We start from the raw sequence: 18,696 nt of genomic DNA on the forward strand, positions 1-18,696 counted from the left end.
CGGCCGGACGGGGTCGTCGCTCCGGGTCCTCAGCCCAGGGCCAGCACCTCACGCACCTGCGGGTCGACGAGCTCGAGTGCCGCCGCCCGTGACTCGGTCGCGGTCCGCCCGGCCGTCGCTGCCTCGGCGATCCGCTGGCAGGTCTCCAGGCTGTGACGGCCCAGGGCGAACCGCACCCCGGCCACCGCCGCGGGAGACATCGACAGGCTCGTCACCCCCATGCCGGTCAGGACCAGCGCCATCACCGGGTCGGCTGCGGACTCGCCGCAGACCCCCACGGGGGTGCCGCCCTCGGCACCGGCGCGAGCGGTGATCGCCACCAGGTCCAGCACGGCCGGCTGCCACGGGTCGAGCAGGTCCACCAGCTCGCCCCGCAGCCGGTCGGTGGCCATCGTGTACTGCGCGAGGTCGTTGGTCCCGAGCGAGACGAAGTCGACCTCCTGCACCACGTCGCGGGCCCGCAGCGCCGCTGAGGGGACCTCGACCATGACTCCCACGGTGCGTACCCCGCAGTCGCGCGCGATCGCGGCGAACTGCGCGGCCTCGTCGACCGTGGCGACCATCGGTGCCATCACCCACGGCTCCTGGCCGGTCTGGGCCGCGGCCCGACCGATCGCCGCGAGCTGGGTGCGCAGCAGGTCCTCGGCGGTCCGCACCAGGCGGAAGCCCCGCACCCCGAGGGCAGGGTTCTCCTCACCCGCCTGGGTGACGAAGGCCAGCGGCTTGTCCGCCCCCGCGTCCAGGGTGCGGATGACCACCTTGCGACCGCCCAGGGCGGTGAGCACCCGCGCGTACACCTCGGCCTGCTCGTCCTCGGTGGGCGCCGACGTCCGTCCCAGGAAGAGCACCTCGGTACGGAAGAGCCCGACCCCCTCGACCGCGACGTCGGCGATCCGCTCGGCGTCCTCCGCGGTGCCGATGTTGGCGAGCAGCGCGACCGCGTGCCCGTCCGCCGTGGCCCCGGGCGCGGTGTCCTGCTCGAGGGCCGCGAGCGCGGTCCGCCGCGCCTCGACCCGCTGCCGGACGTCGTCGTCGGGCCCGACCACGACGGTCCCGGTGGCGGCGTCGACCGCGACCTCGACCCCGTCCTGGAGCGACGTCGCACCGATGACCCGCACCACGCACGGGATCCCCAGCTGACCGGCGATGATCGCGGTGTGCCCCGTGGGGCCGCCGTGCTCGATGACGATCGCCAGGACCTTGTCGAGCTCGAGAGCCGCGGTGTCGGCCGGCGCGAGGTCGTCCGCGACGACGACGCTCGGCCGGCTCAGGGTGGGCACACCGGGCTCGGGCAGTCCCTCGAGGTGGGCCACGACCCGGTCGCGCACGCTGCGCAGGTCGGTCACCCGCTCGGCGAGGTACCCGCCCGCGGCCAGGAACATGTCGCTGAACTCGGTGATGGCGCGGTCCACGGCGACGACCGCTGCCGCTCCACCGTCGATCCGGGTGCGCACCTGCGCCAGCAGCGCGGGGTCCTTGGCCATCAACGCCGTGGCGCCCAGGACCTCGGCGAGGGTCCCGGCCGCCTCGTCGGCGCGGGCCTGGAGGCCCTTCCCGACCGCCGCGAAGGAGGCCTCGGCGGCGGCCTTCGCCGCCTCGAGGTCCAGCGGGGCGGGGAGGTCCTGGGCCACGTGCGGTGCGGGGTGGGCGCGGGCGACCGGACCGACCGCCGCACCCCGCCCGACCCCGAAGCCGTGCAGCTCGCGCGGGTCGGGGGTGGTCACGACTGCTCCGGGGCGTCCAGGTCGGTCTCGAGCAGCTCGGCCAGGCGGTCGAGCACCTCGTCCGCGCCGTCGCCCTCGGCGGCGATGGTGACCTCGGCGCCGTGCTTGGCACCCAGGGTCATCACCATCAGGACGCTCGAGGCGTCGACGGGCGGTCGGTCGCCGTGCGCGATGGTCACGGGCAGACCGCTGGCAGCGGCCGCCTGCGAGAAGAGCGCGGCGGGGCGGGCGTGCAGTCCGACGCGCGAGGCGACGGCAACGGTGCGGTGCGGCATGGTCGGTTCCGTTCTCGAAGGGATGGTCCCCCACCGGCGACGGGCGGGCCGCCGCCGGTGGGAGGTGGTGCGAGGGTCAGGCGGTGACTGCTGAGCGGTCCTCCTGACCTGCGACGACAGCGTCGGTGGCCGGGGGGCGACGCAGGCCCTTGACGAGGATCACGGCCAGGGCGGTGATCACGGTACCGACGATCACCGCGACGATGAACCCGAACGGCTGGCTGATCAGGGGCGTCACCCAGACTCCGCCGTGCGGGGCCCGCAGGCCGGAACCGAAGGCCATGACGATCCCGCCGGTGATGCCCGAGCCGAGCATGAGCGAGGGGATGACCCGCAGCGGATCGGCGGCCGCAAACGGGATGGCACCCTCGGTGATGAAGGAGGCACCGAGCAGCCACGCGGCCTTGCCGTTCTCCCGCTCGGCCTCGGTGAAGAGCGCACCGCGCACCGCGGTGGCCAGGGCGAGACCAAGCGGCGGGGTCATCCCGGCGGCCATCACGGCCGCCATGATGCGGAACTCGGGCGCCCCGGCCAGCGCGGCCGTGCCCGCCGCGGTCAGGCCTGTCGCGGCGAAGGCGTAGGCGACCTTGTTGACCGGTCCGCCCATGTCGAAGGCCATCATCAGGCCGAGCAGCACACCCAGCAGGATGAGGTTGGATCCGGACAGACCTCCGAGCCAGCTGGTCAGGCCGTCGGACACGGCCTTGAGCGGCGGCCCGACGACGACGAGCATCGCCAGCCCGGTCAGGAAGGTCGCGATCAGTGGCGTCACGACGACGGGCATCACGCCGCGGACGCCCTTGGGGACCTTCCACCGGCTGATCCACAGGGCGATGAAGCCACCGATGAAGCCTGCGGCCAGACCGCCCAGGAACCCTGCACCGACGACCAGGGCCAGCGCCCCACCGACGAAGCCGGGGGCCAGCCCAGGACGGTCGGCGATCGCGTAGGCGATGAAGCCGGCCAGCACCGGGACCAGGAACGCGAACGTCGCAGCGCCGACGTGGAAGAGCAGCGCCCCCCAGCTGAGCGAGGAGGTGATCGAGAAGCCCTCGATGACGTCGGTCACGATGTCCGTGTCGACGATCTCGTAGCCGCCGATCATGAAGCTGAGCGCGATGAGGATCCCGCCCGCGGCGACGAACGGGATCATGTACGAGACGCCCGTCATGAGCCACTGGCGGATCCGTGCGCCCGTTCCGGCGTTCGCGCTGACCTTGGTCGCCGGCGCGGCCACCGGGGCGGCTGCGGCTCCGCCCGCGGCGACCCGCGCGACCTCAGCCTCGGCGGCCTCGACGGCAGCGGCGATGACCGCGGTCGGGTCGTGGACGGCCTTCTTCACGCCCACGTCGACGATCGGCTTGCCCGCGAACCGTTCGCGGTCCTTGACCTCGAGGTCCGCCGCGAAGACGACCGCGTCGGCCTCGGCGATGAGCTGCGGGTCCAGGGCCACCGACCCCGCCGCGCCCTGCGTCTCGACGTGCATCTCGTGGCCGGCGGCGAGGGCCGCCTGCTCGAGGGCCTCGGCGGCCATGTAGGTGTGGGCGATCCCGGTGGGGCAGGAGGAGACTCCGACGAACTTCATGGCAGCACGACCTCTCTGGTGATGATCTCGGCCACCGTGGCCGCGTCGGGTGCCTCGAGCAGCGAGGTGCGGAAGGACTCACGGACGATCCGACGGGCCAGTGCCGCGAGGATCGTCAGGTGGTCGCCGTCGCCCTCGGCAGGGGCGGCGATGAGGAAGATCAGGGTCGCGGGGCCGTCGGGGGCGCCGAAGTCGACGCCTGCGGGCACGGTCGCGACCGCGAGGCTCGGCACCGTGACGTGGACCGAGCGTGCGTGCGGCAGCCCGATGCCACCGGGCATCCCGGTCGCCATCTGGGCCTCACGTGCGCGGACGTCGGCGAGGAAGCCGTCGGGGTCGGTGACCCTGCCCTGGGCGTGCAGCAGGTCGACCAGGGCGCGGGTGGCCTCGTCGCGGTCTGCGGCCTCGAGGTCGAGGGCGACGAGGTCGGCGGTGATCAGCGGTGTGGTGCTCACGTCACAGCTCCTTCAGTGGGGTGTGCGGGTCCGGACTGTCCACGACCGTGACGGCCGCGAGCTCGGTCTGGGAGGGGTGGGGGACGTCGCTGCCGGGCAGCAGGACTGCGGCACGGCCCCAGGCGACCGCCCTGCGCAGCCGGTCGGGGCCGGGGCCCTCGACCGCGAGGTACCCGGCGAGGGTCACGTCCCCCGCGCCGACGGTCGACAGCGGGACCAGCGCGGGAGCGCCGGCCCACCAGCAGCCCCCCTTCTCGACGAGCAGGGCGCCGTGCACGCCGAGGCTCACGAGCACCGAGGCCGTCCCTGCGGCGATGAGCTCGTGCGCGGCGTCGCGGACCTCCCCCACGGTCTCGAGCCGGCTGCCGACCAGCTCGGAGAGCTCCTCGTCGTTGGGCTTGGCCACGCCGATGCCCCCTGCGCGGGTGGCGTCACGCAGCGGGGCCCCCGAGGTGTCCAGGGCCAGTCGGACCCCGCGGCGGCGCGCCACCTCGAGCAGCCGTGCGAAGAGGTCGGGTGCGCCCTCGGGCAGGCTCCCGGCGGCCACGACCCACCGGGGACCGCGGACGAGCTCGGCGTCGATCGCCTCGAGGAGGGCATCGACCTCGTGGGGCGTCAGGCCGGGCCCGGGGGCGTTGACCTTCGTGGTGACCCCGGCGCCGTCCACCAGGGTCACGTTGCTGCGGGTCGCGCCGCTGATCGGCACGGCGTGCGTCGGGACCTCCTGCGCGGCGAGCTCGTCGAGCAGCTGCGCGCCGTCGGGGCCGCCCACGGGCAGCACGGCGAGGGTCGCGATGCCCTGCCGGCTCAGGGCGCGGGAGACGTTGATCCCCTTCCCCCCGGCGTGGACGTGCACGCCGATGGCCCGGTTGACCTCGCCGACCTCGAGGGACGCGAGGTCGAAGGCCCGGTCCAGGCTCGGGTTGGGGGTGACGGTGATGATCACGCCCGCACCACCGCCACACCGGCTGCCTCGAGGTCCTCGGCCAGGTCGGGGTCGATGTCGGAGTCGGTGATCAGCGTGTCGACCACGTCGAGCGGTGCGACGTGCGCGAACTCGGCGCGGCCGACCTTGGTGTGGTCGGCCAGCACGACGGTGCGTCGGGCGGCACCGACCAGCGCGTGCTTGACCTGCGCCTCGGTCAGGTCGGGCGTGGTCAGGCCACGCTCGACCGAGATCCCGTTCGTGCCGAGGAAGACGACGTCGGCGTGGATCTCGGCGATCGCCTGCTGGGCCCATCCGCCCACGGCGGCCAGGGTCTGGGGCCGGACGTGCCCGCCGACCAGGTGCAGGCGGATGCCCGGGCGGTTGGCCAGCAGCATCGCGACGGGCAGCGCGTGGGTGACCACGGTGAGCTCGATGCCGCTCGGGAGCATCTGGGCGAGCCGGGCGGTCGTGGTCCCCGCGTCCAGGATGATCGACCCGCCGTCGGGCAGCTCGTCGAGGGCCGCCTTGGCGATCCGGTCCTTGTGGGCGGCCATGCGGCCCTCGCGGTCCGCCAGCGCCGGCTCGAAGGGCTGCCGGTCCACCGGCACCGCCCCGCCGTGCACGCGCTGCACCAGGCCCCGCCGCTCGAGCGCGGTCAGGTCGCGGCGCACGGTCTCAGGGGTGACGTCGAGGATCTCGGCGAGGCTCTTGACCTCGGCCCGGCCCTGGCTGCGCGTGCGGGCCAGGATCTGCTGTTGTCGCTCCGTTGCGTACACGCCCGCTCCGCTATCCGTTCGGATGTTGTTATCTCTTTGTATAGTTCCGTTTGTGTCCGTTGTCAACAGGATGTGACGGCAGTCACACGGTCGCCGCCCCCTCCATCATGCTCTCGTCGCCCACCCGGGCACACCGTCGGCGCCGGGCTGACCAGCCCGACGCCGAGAGGTGCACCGTGCCCGGCGCTCAGGGTTCGATGGTGACCTTGATCGCCTCGCCGCGGGAGACGATCCCGATGCCCTCGAGCGTCTGCTCGAGCGGCAGCAGGTGCGTGATCAGGTCCTTGACCGGGACCTTGCCGTCGGCGATGAGCTGCAGGGCCCGCTTGTTGTGCTCCGGGCTCGAGCCGTTCGCGCCGACGATCGTGAGCTCGCTGTAGTGCACGAGGTTCGAGTCGAGCGTGATCGTGGGCTTGTCCTTGGGCAGACCGCCGAAGAAGCTGATCCGACCACCGCGCGCGAGCATCTGCAACGCCTGCTCCTGCGCAGCACCCGAGGCGGCCGCGGTGATCGCCACGTCCACGCCGCGCCCGTCGGTGAGCTCGCGGATGCGCTCGACCGCGTCCTCGTCCTCGCTGCAGATCGCAGCGTCGGGGTGGACGAGGCCGGCGGCCATGTCCAGACGCTCACGGCTCAGCTCGACGAGGAACACCCGCGCGGCACCGTAGGAGCGTGCCAGGCGCACGTGCAGGCACCCGATCGGCCCCGAACCCACCACCACGACGTCGTCACCGGGGTTGATCCTCACGAGCTCCTGCGCGTTGAGCGCGCAGGCCAGGGGCTCGGCGACGCTCGCCTCGGCGAAGCTCAGCCCCTCGGGGATCCGGTTGAGCCCGTCGACCTTGAGCACGTTCTGGGGGACCACCATGTACTCGGCGAAGCCCCCGTCGAAGTGGTAGCCCATCGAGACCTGGTCCGGGCAGATGTTCATCTGACCCTTGGCGCAGAAGGCGCACTCGCCGCAGGGGATGGCCGCGATGACCTGCACACGGTCCCCGACCTCCCAGCCGCCGACCTCGCCACCGACCTCGACGACCTCCCCGGCGATCTCGTGGCCCATGACACGCGGCGGGTGGATGTGGTGGTGGCCGAACCTGGAGATCTTCACGTCGGTGCCGCACATCGAGCAGGCACGCACCCGGATCTTCACCTCCAGGGCACCGGGCGACGGCTCGGGGACGTCGTCCAGGCGGACATCGCCGGGGGCGTGGAAACGTGCGACTCTCATCGTTCTCCTTCTTCGGTGGGCTCCGGGGTCTCCTCCGGAGCGGGGGTGAGCATGGCCAGCACCGTCTCGGCGGACTCTGCCGCCCGCAGTGCCGCGGCCCGCTCCGGGTCGATCAGGATCTGCGCCAGCTCGGCGAGGATGTCGACGTGGCCGTCACCCTTCGCCGCGATGCCGATGCAGACGTTCACCTGGGAACCGGCCCAGTCCACCCCGTCCGGGAACCGCAGGAAGCACAGGGCGTCCCGCAGCACCGCGTCCTTGCCGGCCAGGGTCGCGTGCGGGATCGCCACTCCCTCGCCGATGTAGGTGGAGACCGACTCCTCGCGCTCGAGCATGGCGGGCACGTAGGCGGGCTCGACGGCGCCGCAGTCCACCAGCGCCTGCCCGGTGAGCCGGATGGCCTCAGTCCGGTCGGCCGCCCGCTCGGCCAGGCGGATGGCGCCTGGCGAGAGCAGGGCGGCCGGGTCGACGTCAGACATCGATCGTCTGGCCCTTCTGGATCGCGGTGACGACCTTCGTCACCGCCGGGTCCCCCAGGAACAAGTTGAACGCGACCACCGGTGTCCCACCGGCGACGCCACGGGCGCGCTCGGCGAGCCCCGCGTGGGTCAGGATCACGTCGGCGTCGCCCGGGATCTCCTGGACCGAGGTGTGCTCGACCGTCACCCCGTTCTTCGCGAGCTGCTTGCGCACCGTCGAGGCCAGCATCACGCTGCTGCCCATCCCGGCGTCGCAGGCGACGACGAGCTTCTTGACGGTCGTTCCGTCGATGGTGGTCATCGGGTCTCCTCAGGTGGTCGGGATGTCGGTCAGGCCGTCGGGCCGGGTGAGGCGGCAGTGCCTGCCGCGGGGACGGCGCCCTTGGACGCGGCCTTGCGGGCAGCGGCCTCGGCACGGGCGGCCTCGAGCTCCTCGGAAGCGGCGGGACCGTCGTCGTCGGCCTCGGCCGGCTCCTTGCGTCCCAGACCGAGCAGCAGCGCCGCGACGACGAAGCTCACGGCCGCGGCCACGGCGATCCCGAGCAGCACCGCGAGGTGGCCACCCCGGGGCGTCATGAGCATGTAGGCGAAGATGCTCCCCGGCGCCGGGGAGGCGACGAGCCCCGATCCGGTCATGATGTTGGTCAGGATCCCCGCCGCGCCGCCGAGGATGGCCGCCGCCACGAGCTGCGGCTTCATCAGGATGTACGGGAAGTAGATCTCGTGGATGCCACCGAAGAAGTGGATGACGATCGCCGCGGGGGTCGAGGGGCGCAGCAGGCGCGGTCCGAAGAACATGAACGCCAGCAGGATGCCCAGGCCCGGGCCGGGGTTCGTCTCGAGCATGAAGAGGATCGACTTGCCGTCGGCCTGGGACTGCGCGGCGCCCAGCGGCGTCAGCACCCCGTGGTTGATCGCGTTGTTGAGGAACAGGACCTTGCCGGGCTCGATGATCAACGAGGCCAGGGGCAGGAGGCTGTTGTCGACCAGGAAGCCCACGCCCCGCTCGGCCCAGCCCATGATGGTGTCGACGATCGGGCCGATGGCGACCAGACCGGCGATCGCCATCGCGGCGCCGACGATGCCCGCGGTGAAGTTGTCGACCAGCATCTCGAAGCCGGCCTTGGTGCGGTGCTGGACGAACTCGTCGATCTTCTTGACGATCCAGGCGGTGAGCGGGCCCATGGCCATCGCACCGAGGAACATCGGCACCCCGGTGCCGACGATCACGCCGACCGTGGCGATCGCACCGACGACGCCACCTCGCTGGCCGTGCACCATGCGGCCACCGGTGTAGCCGATGAGCAGCGGCAGCAGGTAGTAGATCATCGGACCGACGAGGCCGACCCCGGTCAGACCGACGCCGGCGTCGGTCGCAACGTAGTCACCGAAGCCGCCGATGCGGTCGACCGGGAACCAGCCGACCTCGATGAAGATGGCCGTGATCAGGCCCCAGGCGATGAAGGCGCCGATGTTCGGCATGACCATGCCGGCGAGGTAGCCGCCGACCTTCTGGACCCTCGCCTTGGCCCCCGTCCCGGTGACCGTGGGTGTGTACTCGCTCATGTCTGGAACTCCTTCGTGCCAGTTGGGCTGGATGATCGGATCTGCTGGGGAGTGCGGTGGTGCGGGGTGAAGGGGTGGTCACCCTGTCCCCACGAGCGGCTCGGCGAGCCGCCCGCGGAGGAGCTCATCAGGCAGCAGGCGCGCTGCTGCGGGGTCGATGTCGCCCGGGCCGGGCATCCGGCTGCCGGGGAGCTGGACGGCGGCCGCGCCCCAGGCCAGCGCCTGGGTGAGCGCGGATCGGGTCGACCCGTTCGAGGTGTCGCCGTGGACGTGGAGCGCCGCGAGGAACCCGGCCAGGAACGCGTCCCCGGCCCCCACGCTGCTCCGGGGGCTGGGGGCGAACGACTCACCGACGGTCACGCCCGACCCGTCGACCAGCAGCGCACCGGCCGGACCCAGGCTGACCAGCACGCGTCCCACGCCGGTGCCCCGCAGCTCCTGGGCGGCGTCGACGACCTCGGCGCGCGAACCGAGCGGACGGCCCACCGCCTCGGAGAGCTCCTCGGCGTTGGGCTTGATCAGGTGGGGACCCGCCGCGAGCACCTGGGCGAGGGCGGGTCCGCTGGTGTCGACCGCGACCCGCAGCCCGGCCGCGGTCAGCCGCTCCGTCATCCGGGCGTAGTGGTCCGCGGGTGCACCGGGCGGCAGGCTCCCGCACAGGACCACCCATCCGCCGGGCGACGCGCCGGCCAGCGCCCGGTCCAGGACCAGGTCGAGCTCCTCGACGGTCAGCGACGGGCCGGGCTCGTTGAGCTTGGTGACCGTCCCGTCCACCTCGGCGACCGTGATGTTCGACCGGGTGCGCCCCGAGACAGGGACGATGTCGGTCGCCACCCGCTCGGCGTCGAGCAGTCCGACGAGCTGGTCGCCCTCGGCCCCCGCCACCGGGAGCACGGCACGGCTCGGCACCCCGTTGGCGAGCAGCGCCCGCGTGACGTTGACCCCCTTGCCCCCGGGGTCCAGGCGCGTGCTCTGCGCCCGCAGGACCTGGCCCCGCACCAGCCGGTCGACCACGACGGTGCGGTCCAGGCTCGGGTTGAGGGTGACGGTGAGGATCATGCGCGCACCACCCGGGGGCCGGCGGCCTCGATCTCGTCGACCATCTCGTCGGCGAGCTCGAGGTCGCTGATCACGGTGTCCACGCGCTCGAGGCCCGCGAACCGCGCGAAGTCCTCGCGCCCGAACTTCGTGTGGTCGGCCAGGACCACCGTGCGGCGCGACCCGGCGACCAGCGCCCGCTTGACCGCTGCCTCGGTCAGGTCGGGGGTCGTCAGCCCGCGGGCCGCCGTGATCCCGTTGGTGCCGACGAAGGCCACGTCGACGAAGACGTCCTGCATGGCCCGCAGCACCCAGTCCCCCACCGCGGCCAGGGTGCGGTGGCGCACGATGCCACCCAGGAGGTGCAGCGAGACGTTGGGCCGGGCGGCGAGCAGGCTCGCGATCGGCAGGGCGTGGGTCACCACGGTGATCTCGCGGTCGGTCGGCAGCAGCTGCGCGAGACGGACCGTGGTGGTGCCCGCGTCCAGGATGATCGAGCCGCCGTCCGGCAGCTCGTCGAGGGCTGCCTTGGCGATCCGGTCCTTCTGCGCTGCCATCCGTCCCTCGCGGTCGGCCACCGCGGGCTCGATGCCGAGCCGCTCGACCGGGATGGCCCCGCCGTGCACCCTGCGCAGCAGGCCGCGCCGTTCGAGGGAGGTCAGGTCGCGACGGACCGTCTCCGGGGTGACCTCGAGCGCGTCGGCAAGGTCCTTGACCTCGACGCGGCCGTCGAGGCGCGCCTGGTTGAGGATCTGCTGCTGTCGCTCCGTCGCGTACACCGTGGCTCCATCGCCGTGAGATTCTGCCCGTTCAGATGTTGCAATCCCTTTGTCTAGGCCCGTTTCTGTCTGATGTCAAGGAGTTGTGTCCGAAACGTGTGCACTCACGGTGGCAGGACGCGTCCGAGGGGCGCCCACGAGTACCCCGGTGGGACCCAGGTCCCGCTCGGGGCGCGGCGGGGTCGAGGGTGACGGCACCAGCGAGGTCTGCTCGCGGAGCCGCGGTCGGGCACGCCGAAGGGACCGCCCACGCGGCTCTCCGCGGTCGGTCAGGGGGTCAGCGGCGGGGGCAGTCGACGCCCACGGGGGTCATCGAGGTCTCGACGACAGCACCTGGGCGCCTCAGTACGGCTGGTACGGCGAGACGACGACCTCGACCCGCTGGAACTCCTTGAGGTCGGAGTACCCCGTGGTGGCCAGCGCGCGACGCAGCGCCCCGACGAGGTTGAGCGTGCCGTCGGCCTGGTGACCCGGGCCGAAGAGGATCTGCTCGAGCGTCCCGGCCGTCCCGACCTCGACCCGCTCACCGCGCGGCAGCTCGGGGTGGTGCGCCTCAGGACCCCAGTGCAGGCCACGACCGGGCGCCTGCGCCGACCGGGCGAGCGCCGCACCGAGCATCACGGCGTCAGCCCCGCAGGCCACGGCCTTGACCAGGTCGCCCGACCGGCCCACGCCGCCGTCCGCGATGACATGGACGTACCGGCCACCCGACTCGTCGAGGTAGTCACGTCGCGCCGCGGCCACGTCGGCCACCGCGGTCGCCATCGGGGCGTGGATGCCCAGCGAGACCCGTGTGGTGTGGGCCGCACCCCCGCCGAAGCCCACCAGGACCCCCGCCGCACCGGTGCGCATCAGGTGCAGCGCCGCGGTGTACGTCGAGGCACCGCCGACGATCACGGGCACGTCGAGCTCGTAGATGAAGCGCTTGAGGTTCAGCGGCTCGGCCCGCCCGGAGACGTGCTCGGCCGAGACCGTCGTGCCACGGATCACGAACAGGTCGACCCCGGCGTCCACCACGTGCTTCCAGTACTGCTGGGTGCGTTGCGGGGACAGCGCTCCGGCGACCGTGACGCCGCTGCGCCGGATCTCCTGGAGCCGCTGGGTGATGAGCTCGGGGATGATCGGCGCGGCGTAGATCTCCTGCATGCGGGCCGTCGCGTCCGCGCCGTCCAGCTCGACGATCTCGGCCAGCAGCGGCGTGGGGTCCTCGTAACGGGTCCACAGCCCCTCGAGGTCCAGCACGCCCAGACCACCGTGCTTGCCCAGGGCCACGGCCGTCTCGGGGCTCATCACCGAGTCCATCGGAGCGGCGACCACCGGGAGGTCGAAGTGGTAGGCGTCGATCTGCCAGCCGACCGAGACCTCCTCGGGGTCGCGGGTGCGCCGCGAGGGCACCACCGCGACGTCGTCGAAGGAGTACGCGCGGCGACCGCGCTTTCCACGGCCGATCTCGATCTCGTTGCTCACGCCCACAGGCTACCGGCGGCGGCGGCCCGCGCCCGGCGGTGTCCGCGTCCGCGGTGTCCGCGCCCGGCAGGACGGCGCTCTGGCGACGGCGCTGCGCGACCGGTCCGGGGCGTCCCGGCGTGGCCCGCCCTCGACTGTCGGTAGCACCTGGCACGCTGCGGTCACAGAGAGGGTGGTGCGCCGATGAGGTGGAGCGACGGTGCCGTGGTCGGCTTCGACACCGAGACGACCGGGGTCGACGTCACGACCGACCGCATCGTGACCGCGGCCGTCGTGCGTCGCGAGGGCACGACGACGACCATCTCCTCCTGGCTGATCGACCCCGGGGTCGAGATCCCGCAAGGGGCCGCGGAGATCCACGGCATCACCACCGACCACGCTCGCCTGCACGGGCGCAGGCCCGCAGGCGCCCTCGAGGAGATCGCCGACCTCCTGAGCCAGGCGCTCCTGCGCGGGGAGCCGCTGGTCGCCTTCAACGCCTCCTTCGACCTGTCGCTGCTGGACCACGAGCTCGTCCGGCACGGGCTGCCGACGCTCGCCGAGAGGATCTCCCGCGACATCAGGGTCGTGATCGACCCGCTGGTCCTGGACCGCCACCTCGACCGGTTCCGGCGAGGCAAGCGTCGGCTGGGTGACCTCTGCGGCTTCTACGGGGTGCAGTCCGTCGCCGACCTGCACTCCGCGGACGTCGACGTCCTGGCGACCCTCGACGTCCTGGGTGCCATCGTGCAGCGCTATCCCGAGATCGCTGCCCTGGACCTCGACGACCTGCACGACCGGCAGACGACGGCCCACCGCGCCTGGGCCGAGGGCTTCAACTCCTGGCGGACCGCGCAGGGCCTGACCGGACCCGGCGCCGAGTCGGCCTGGCCGATCCGGCTGCCCGAGGCCGTCCTGGTCTGACCGCCGCACCGGGGACGGCACGTGGTCGTCGGCTCGCCCGGCGAGGGTCCTACCGGTCCAGCCCGAGCACCGAGCGCACCCTGTCGTAGGACGGGGTGTCAGCAGCGGCCAGGAGCCCACGGCCCGACTCCCCGGGACGGTAGTCACGACCGTCGAACCGACGCGACACCCCACCGGTCTCCCGCAGCAGGACCGCACCGGGGGCGTGGTCCCACGGCGAGGTCCGTGAGTACACGAGGAAGTCCTGGGCGCCGTCGGCCACCTGCGCGTAGGAGAACCCCGACCACAGACGCGCGCTGGTCACGGCCTGCGGTCCGAGCCGCTGGAGGTTCTGCTCGATGCGGGCCCGCACCTCGGCCTCGAGGTACCAGGCGGCCACCCCACCGCGCAGGTCACCGGGCTCCTGGGCGGTCGGTGCGCGGGTCAGACGCACACCGTTGCGGTAGGCACCGGAGCCGCGCTGGGCGACGAAGGTCGCACCGTGCTGCGGCAGGCAGATCCATCCCGCGACGGCCTCCCCGTGCTCGAGCAGCGCGACCATGACGGCATGGTCGGGCGAGCCGTCCACGAAGGCCTGTGTCCCGTCGAGCGGGTCCACCACCCACGACATCGGTGCACCGTCGAGCACGCCGAGGATCTCGGGGCGGGCCGAGGCGTCCTCCTCGCCGACCACCGGGGTGCCCGGGGCGATCTCACCCAGTCCCAGGGTCAGGACCCGCTCGGCCTCGGTGTCCACCACGGTGACCAGGTCGCCGGGGCCCTTCTCGGAGATGTCCCCCGCGAGCAGGGTACGGAACCGCGGGGTCACGACGGTCGCGGCCACGTGCTCCACGAGTGCGGTGACCGCGTCGATGTCGATCTCGGTGTGCCGACCCGTGGGGCGAGAGGCTGTGCTCACCGGCCGGAGTAGTTCGGTGCTTCGATGGTCATCTGGATGTCGTGCGGGTGGGACTCCTTGAGCCCGGCGGCCGTGATCCGCACGAAGCGACCCCGCTCCTGGAGCTGCGGCAGGGTACGTGCCCCCACGTAGAACATCGACTGCTGCAGCCCACCGACGAGCTGGTGCGCCACCGCCTGGAGCGGGCCGCGGTACGGCACCTGGCCCTCGATGCCCTCGGGGACGATCTTCTCGTCGCTCGCGACGTCGGCCTGGAAGTAGCGGTCCTTGGAGTACGAGACACGCCCCCGCGAGGCCATCGCACCGAGCGAGCCCATGCCCCGGTAGTGCTTGTACTGCTTGCCGTTGACGAAGACCAGGTCGCCCGGGCTCTCCTCACAGCCGGCGAGCAGGGACCCGAGCATCACGGTGTCGGCTCCCGCGACCAGGGCCTTGGCGATGTCGCCCGAGTACTGCAGCCCACCGTCGCCGATGACCGGCACCCCGGCGGGCTTGCACGCCTTCGCGGCCTCATGGATAGCCGTCACCTGGGGGACGCCGACCCCCGCGACCACGCGGGTGGTGCAGATCGAGCCCGGTCCGACGCCCACCTTGACGGCGTCGACGCCCGCGTCGACCAGGGCCTGGGCCCCGGCACGGGTAGCGACGTTGCCGCCCACCACCTGGACGCCCCGGGAGGCCGGGTCGGTCTTGAGCCGGCGGATCATCGCGAGCATCGCCTGGGCGTGGCCGTGGGCGGTGTCCACCACGAGCACGTCGACTCCCGCCTCGACCAGGGCCATCGCCCGCTCCCAGGCGTCACCGTAGAAGCCGACCCCGGCCGCGACGCGGAGCCGACCCTCGTCGTCCTTGGTGGCCTGCGGGTACTGCTCGATCTTGACGAAGTCCTTGACGGTGATCAGCCCGGCGAGACGCCCGGCGCCGTCGACGAGCGGCAGCTTCTCGATCTTGTGCCGTCCGAGCAGCGCCGCGGCCTCGTCGCTGCTGATCCCGACCGGTCCGGTGATCAGCGGCATGGGGGTCATGACCTCGTGGACCTTGAGCCGGGTGAAGTCGGCGGCCGGCACGAAGCGCAGGTCTCGGTTGGTGATGATGCCCAGCAGCGTCCGGTCCTCGCCCACCACGGGCAGCCCGGACACCCGGTAGGTGCCGCACAGCGCGTCGAGCTCGGCGAGGGTGGCCTCGGGGCTGATGGTCACCGGGTCGGAGACCATGCCCGACTCGGACCGCTTCACCAGCGTCACCTGCTGCGCCTGGTCCTCGATCGAGAGGTTGCGGTGCAGCACCCCGATCCCGCCCTGGCGGGCCATGGCGATCGCCATGCGGGCCTCGGTCACGGTGTCCATCGCGGCGGAGAGGAGCGGCACCGCCACGGAGATGCCACGGGTCAGGCGTGCCGTCGTGTCGACCTCGGAGGGGATGACGTCGCTCTCCCCCGGAAGCAGCAGGACGTCGTCGTAGGTCAGGCCCAGGAGGCCGAAGGGATCGTTCACCACGGTCGAGTTCTGCTCGTCAGCGCTCACCCGGCGATAGTACGCAACCTGCCGGGGGACCCCGCGCCCGGTCCAGGGTGAACGCCGGGCGAAGTCAGCGGATGAGACCCTGCCGCAGCCCGATGGCGACCGCCTGCGCCCGGTCGGCTGCGCCGAGCTTGCGGAAGAGCCGTCGGGCGTGGGTCTTGACCGTGTCCTCCGAGAGGTACAGGTCGGATCCGATCTGGGAGTTCGAACGGCCGTGGCTCATCCCGGCGAGCACCTCGAGCTCACGACGGGTCAGCTCGACGGGCGGGACGCCCGGGGTACGGGTCACCGTGGTCACGTCGATCAGCTCCGGTCCGTTGTCAGTCGTGCGGGGTCGGTCCGGACCTGCCTGCTGGGGCAGCACCGTCGATCCGAGGCTGTGGGCGGCAACCGCCGCGAGCTCGCTGCGGTCGACGTCCGGTGCGAGGTACCCCCGCGCTCCGAGTGCGATCGCCCGGTCCAGGACTGCCTCGTCGCCCATGACAGCCAGCATGATCACCACCGGCAGGGTGCTGACGCCACGCAGTCGGCGGATGGCCTCGAGAGCACCGGAGCCGGGGAGGTGCGCGTCGAGCAGCACCAGTGCGGGGGCCGACCTGCGCGCCAGGGCGACCAGCTCCTCCGCGGTCGCTGCAGCACGCGCCGGGACCAGGGCCGGGACCCCGTGGGCGGCAGCGACGATGCGCTCGCGCACGGCGGACGAGCCATGGCACACGACGACGCCAGCCATCAGCCTCCCTCCGGTGCGGCGCGACCGAGCGTTGGCTCCGTCGGGCGTGCACGAGGGTCGTCCCCGTGCCTAGAGGATCATCGGCCTGGAGGGCCGGGAACCTTAGTCCGCGCCGCGGGTGAAGCATCACGGCGCCCGACGGTCCGCCACGCCGCGCTCACCCGATGACTGCCAGGATCTCGTGCAGCGCACCGGTCATGGTGCGCACCCGGTGGACCGCGGCCCCGGAGGGGATCGAGAGCGGGGCCGACCCGGCGCGGTGGACGAAGAGCGGCAGGTCCCGGTCGGTCTCGACCACCGAGGTCAGCAGGTCGGCATGCCCCTCCTGCCCCTCGGAGTCCGGGACGTGCACGAGCACCGCCGACGGCTGCACCGTGGACACCGCGGACGTGACCGCACGGGCACCTCCACCGGTGAGCACCCGGGCACGGACACCGCTCTCCTGCAGGGCTGTCGCCAGCACGTGCAGGGGAAGCTCGGCGTCGGAGCCGCCGGGCACGAGCAGGACAGCCGGGGCGTCGGCGCGCAGCGCCTCACGTGCGGTGGTGCTCTCACCGGGGCCCGGAGCGCGAGACCGCGCACTGCTCACCGCTGCCCGGCTGCGGAGCTCGGCGAACGCCGCCGCACGCAGGGACGGGGCGGGGGACTCCCCCGGACCGCCCAGCACGGTGCGCCGGGTGAGCTCCTCCAGCGCCGGCTGGACGAGCTCGTTCCACCATGCCAGGACGTCGCGGGGGTGCACCCGGGCGAGCATCCATCGGGCTGCCGCGTTGTCGAAGTGCAGCGTCGCGGCGACCAGCGCACCCGGGTCGGGTGCCATCGGGACGGCGTCGGCGAACGCGTCGACGATCTCGGGTGCGGCCACCACCCCGGGGTCCCCGATGTCGTGGCCGGTCCGGGCGGTGCGGGCAGCCTCGGAGGGCGCGACCCCTTCCATCGTCAGGCGTCGCATCACCAGCAGCCGGGCGACATCGGTCGAGGAGTAGCGGCGGTGCGAGCCTGCGAGGTGCTCCGAGGGTCCCAGCCCGTAGCGACGGTCCCAGGTGCGCAGCGTGGCGGGGGCGACACCCAGGCGACGGGCGACCGCGGCGACCGTCAGGGATGGAGCCCGCTCACCGGCCAACCGTGGTGCCGCGCCCGGCCCGGAGGGTGCTCTCGAGCTCCCGGTGTCGTCGGAGCCCGTCGTGACCATGAAGCGATTCTGCCGAGGTTGTGGCGCGATGACCAGCCCGGGAGCTCACAACCCGGTCGCGATCGATGCGCGCGACAGCAGACCGCGCCGGCTCCACCCGACCCTGACCGCACCCCTGTCGCCTGGCGAAGCGGATTGACCAAGAGGCTTGACCAACTTCTGAATCGGTTCTAGGTTGGTCGTTGTTCGCCGGAGTGACCGGCCGGCACCACACTCTTCTGGAGGACTCATGACGGAGATCTCGCGCTTGCCCGGTCCGGTGATGGACCTGTGGGAGTGGCAGTACGAGGGGAAGTGCCGCGAGGCCGACCCGACGCTCTTCTTCCACCCCGAGGGCGAGCGGGGGGCTGCCCGGCGTCGCCGGGCAGAGTCCGCCAAGGCCGTCTGCTCGACGTGCCCCGTCCTGCAGATGTGCCGCGAGCACTCGCTGGCCGTCAGGGAGCCCTACGGCGTGTGGGGCGGGCTGTCCGAGGAGGAGCGCTCGGCCGTGCTGAGCCAGCGGGCCGCCGTCGCCAAGGCCGGCTGACAGGGCCGGAGGCGCGGTCGGCGCCTCTCGGCGCGCCTCGCACCGCAGCACGCACGACAGCGCCCCGCCACCCCGACGTTCCGGGGGGCGGGGCGCTGTCGTGCGCGGAGGTCGTCAGCTGACGACGACCGCCAGGACGTCACGCGCCGAGAGGATGAGGTACTCCTCGCCGGCGTACTTGACCTCGGTACCGCCGTACTTGCTGTAGATGACCTTGTCACCCACCGCGAGGTCGAGCGGCACGCGCTGACCCTTGTCGTCGATACGACCCGGTCCGACCGCCAGGACCTCGCCCTCCTGGGGCTTCTCCTTCGCGGTGTCCGGGATGACCAGACCGGATGCCGTCGTCTGCTCTGCCTCGAGAGTACGGACGACGACACGGTCCTCGAGCGGCTTGATGGAGACCGACACAGCGGACCTCCCCTTCGAGTTCGTGGGAACGGACAGTGTTCATGGCCGCCAGGGCGAGGCCGCCCGTCGTCGCGGGTGCCGGTCGGCCCGACCGTGCAGCTGATGGTTCCGGCCCCTCTCAGGTGAGAGGTGCCACCCTGAAATCTAGGCGTCGGTTAGCACTCGGTCAACACGAGTGCCAGCCATCGGCCGCGGCACCCTCCCGACGGCGCGTCC

General features: G+C 72.6%; 20 protein-coding genes. 2 read left to right on the forward strand and 18 right to left on the reverse strand.

All coding sequences use genetic code 11. The features are described 5' to 3' along the window. Positions 1-29: 29 nt before the first annotated feature. From ptsP to M1R94_RS02985, 13 genes are all read right to left on the reverse strand, one after another. Positions 30-1,724: a phosphoenolpyruvate--protein phosphotransferase gene (gene ptsP, locus M1R94_RS02925; protein WP_249380169.1), complete on the reverse strand. Its 1,695-nt coding sequence runs from the start codon at positions 1,722-1,724 to the stop codon at positions 30-32. After that, positions 1,721-1,999 carry an HPr family phosphocarrier protein gene (locus M1R94_RS02930; RefSeq protein ID WP_249380170.1) on the reverse strand — a complete coding sequence of 93 codons (279 nt, stop codon included), beginning with the start codon at positions 1,997-1,999 and terminating at the stop codon, positions 1,721-1,723. The genes ptsP and M1R94_RS02930 overlap by 4 nt, the downstream gene beginning before the upstream one ends. Before the next feature lie 76 nt (positions 2,000-2,075). Then, the gene (locus M1R94_RS02935; protein WP_249380171.1) at positions 2,076-3,584 is read right to left on the reverse strand and encodes a PTS fructose transporter subunit IIC; all 1,509 of its coding nucleotides are present in this window, start codon (positions 3,582-3,584) and stop codon (positions 2,076-2,078) included. Next, the gene (locus tag M1R94_RS02940) at positions 3,581-4,039 is read right to left on the reverse strand and encodes a PTS sugar transporter subunit IIA (RefSeq protein WP_249380172.1); all 459 of its coding nucleotides are present in this window, start codon (positions 4,037-4,039) and stop codon (positions 3,581-3,583) included. Before M1R94_RS02940 ends, M1R94_RS02935 begins: the two co-directional genes overlap by 4 nt. A 1-nt stretch (position 4,040) precedes the next feature. After that, positions 4,041-4,985: a 1-phosphofructokinase family hexose kinase gene (locus M1R94_RS02945; protein ID WP_249380173.1), complete on the reverse strand. Its 945-nt coding sequence runs from the start codon at positions 4,983-4,985 to the stop codon at positions 4,041-4,043. Further along, the gene (locus tag M1R94_RS02950; RefSeq protein WP_249380174.1) at positions 4,982-5,743 is read right to left on the reverse strand and encodes a DeoR/GlpR family DNA-binding transcription regulator; all 762 of its coding nucleotides are present in this window, start codon (positions 5,741-5,743) and stop codon (positions 4,982-4,984) included. Before M1R94_RS02950 ends, M1R94_RS02945 begins: the two co-directional genes overlap by 4 nt. A 187-nt stretch (positions 5,744-5,930) precedes the next feature. Then, entirely contained in the window at positions 5,931-6,971 is a 1,041-nt protein-coding gene (locus tag M1R94_RS02955; RefSeq protein ID WP_249380175.1) for a zinc-dependent dehydrogenase, read from the reverse strand. After that, entirely contained in the window at positions 6,968-7,450 is a 483-nt protein-coding gene (locus M1R94_RS02960; protein WP_249380176.1) for a PTS mannitol transporter subunit IIA, read from the reverse strand. The genes M1R94_RS02955 and M1R94_RS02960 overlap by 4 nt, the downstream gene beginning before the upstream one ends. Beyond that, positions 7,443-7,751 carry a PTS sugar transporter subunit IIBC family protein gene (locus M1R94_RS02965; RefSeq protein WP_249380177.1) on the reverse strand — a complete coding sequence of 103 codons (309 nt, stop codon included), beginning with the start codon at positions 7,749-7,751 and terminating at the stop codon, positions 7,443-7,445. Before M1R94_RS02965 ends, M1R94_RS02960 begins: the two co-directional genes overlap by 8 nt. Positions 7,752-7,780: 29 nt before the next feature. Next, a complete protein-coding gene (locus M1R94_RS02970; protein ID WP_249380178.1) occupies positions 7,781-9,016 on the reverse strand; it encodes a PTS transporter subunit EIIC in 1,236 nt (411 codons plus the stop codon). Positions 9,017-9,094: 78 nt separating this feature from the next. After that, positions 9,095-10,075: a 1-phosphofructokinase gene (pfkB, locus tag M1R94_RS02975; protein ID WP_249380179.1), complete on the reverse strand. Its 981-nt coding sequence runs from the start codon at positions 10,073-10,075 to the stop codon at positions 9,095-9,097. Beyond that, positions 10,072-10,833, reverse strand: coding sequence for a DeoR/GlpR family DNA-binding transcription regulator (locus tag M1R94_RS02980; RefSeq protein ID WP_249380180.1), 762 nt, complete (start codon positions 10,831-10,833; stop codon positions 10,072-10,074). The genes pfkB and M1R94_RS02980 overlap by 4 nt, the downstream gene beginning before the upstream one ends. A gap of 342 nt (positions 10,834-11,175) precedes the next feature. After that, entirely contained in the window at positions 11,176-12,300 is a 1,125-nt protein-coding gene (locus tag M1R94_RS02985) for a GuaB3 family IMP dehydrogenase-related protein (protein ID WP_249380181.1), read from the reverse strand. A 183-nt stretch (positions 12,301-12,483) separates the two neighbouring features. Here M1R94_RS02985 and M1R94_RS02990 point away from each other — a divergent pair, with 183 nt between their 5' ends. Continuing rightward, positions 12,484-13,203: an exonuclease domain-containing protein gene (locus tag M1R94_RS02990; RefSeq protein ID WP_249380182.1), complete on the forward strand. Its 720-nt coding sequence runs from the start codon at positions 12,484-12,486 to the stop codon at positions 13,201-13,203. 49 nt (positions 13,204-13,252) lie between these two features. Here the strand turns inward: M1R94_RS02990 and M1R94_RS02995 are convergent, their stop codons facing one another. The 4 genes from M1R94_RS02995 to M1R94_RS03010 all read right to left on the reverse strand — a co-directional run bounded on the left by M1R94_RS02995 (position 13,253) and on the right by M1R94_RS03010 (position 17,543). Further along, positions 13,253-14,101, reverse strand: a complete 849-nt coding sequence (locus M1R94_RS02995; RefSeq protein ID WP_249380183.1) for an inositol monophosphatase family protein — start codon at positions 14,099-14,101, stop codon at positions 13,253-13,255. Then, entirely contained in the window at positions 14,098-15,624 is a 1,527-nt protein-coding gene (guaB, locus tag M1R94_RS03000) for an IMP dehydrogenase (protein ID WP_249380184.1), read from the reverse strand. Before guaB ends, M1R94_RS02995 begins: the two co-directional genes overlap by 4 nt. A 64-nt stretch (positions 15,625-15,688) precedes the next feature. Continuing rightward, entirely contained in the window at positions 15,689-16,351 is a 663-nt protein-coding gene (locus M1R94_RS03005; protein WP_249380185.1) for a LuxR C-terminal-related transcriptional regulator, read from the reverse strand. Positions 16,352-16,508: 157 nt separating this feature from the next. Then, entirely contained in the window at positions 16,509-17,543 is a 1,035-nt protein-coding gene (locus tag M1R94_RS03010) for a MerR family transcriptional regulator (protein ID WP_249380186.1), read from the reverse strand. Positions 17,544-17,772: 229 nt separating this feature from the next. Between M1R94_RS03010 and M1R94_RS03015 the strand changes: the two genes are divergently transcribed. Continuing rightward, a complete protein-coding gene (locus M1R94_RS03015; protein WP_249380187.1) occupies positions 17,773-18,069 on the forward strand; it encodes a WhiB family transcriptional regulator in 297 nt (98 codons plus the stop codon). Positions 18,070-18,183: 114 nt separating this feature from the next. Here M1R94_RS03015 and groES read toward each other — a convergent pair whose 3' ends face one another. Next, complete coding sequence (gene groES / locus M1R94_RS03020; RefSeq protein ID WP_249380188.1) at positions 18,184-18,480, reverse strand: co-chaperone GroES; 297 nt, start codon at positions 18,478-18,480, stop codon at positions 18,184-18,186. Positions 18,481-18,696 lie beyond the last annotated feature (216 nt).

Source organism: Actinotalea alkalitolerans (assembly GCF_023369855.1).
GTDB lineage: Bacteria > Actinomycetota > Actinomycetes > Actinomycetales > Cellulomonadaceae > Actinotalea.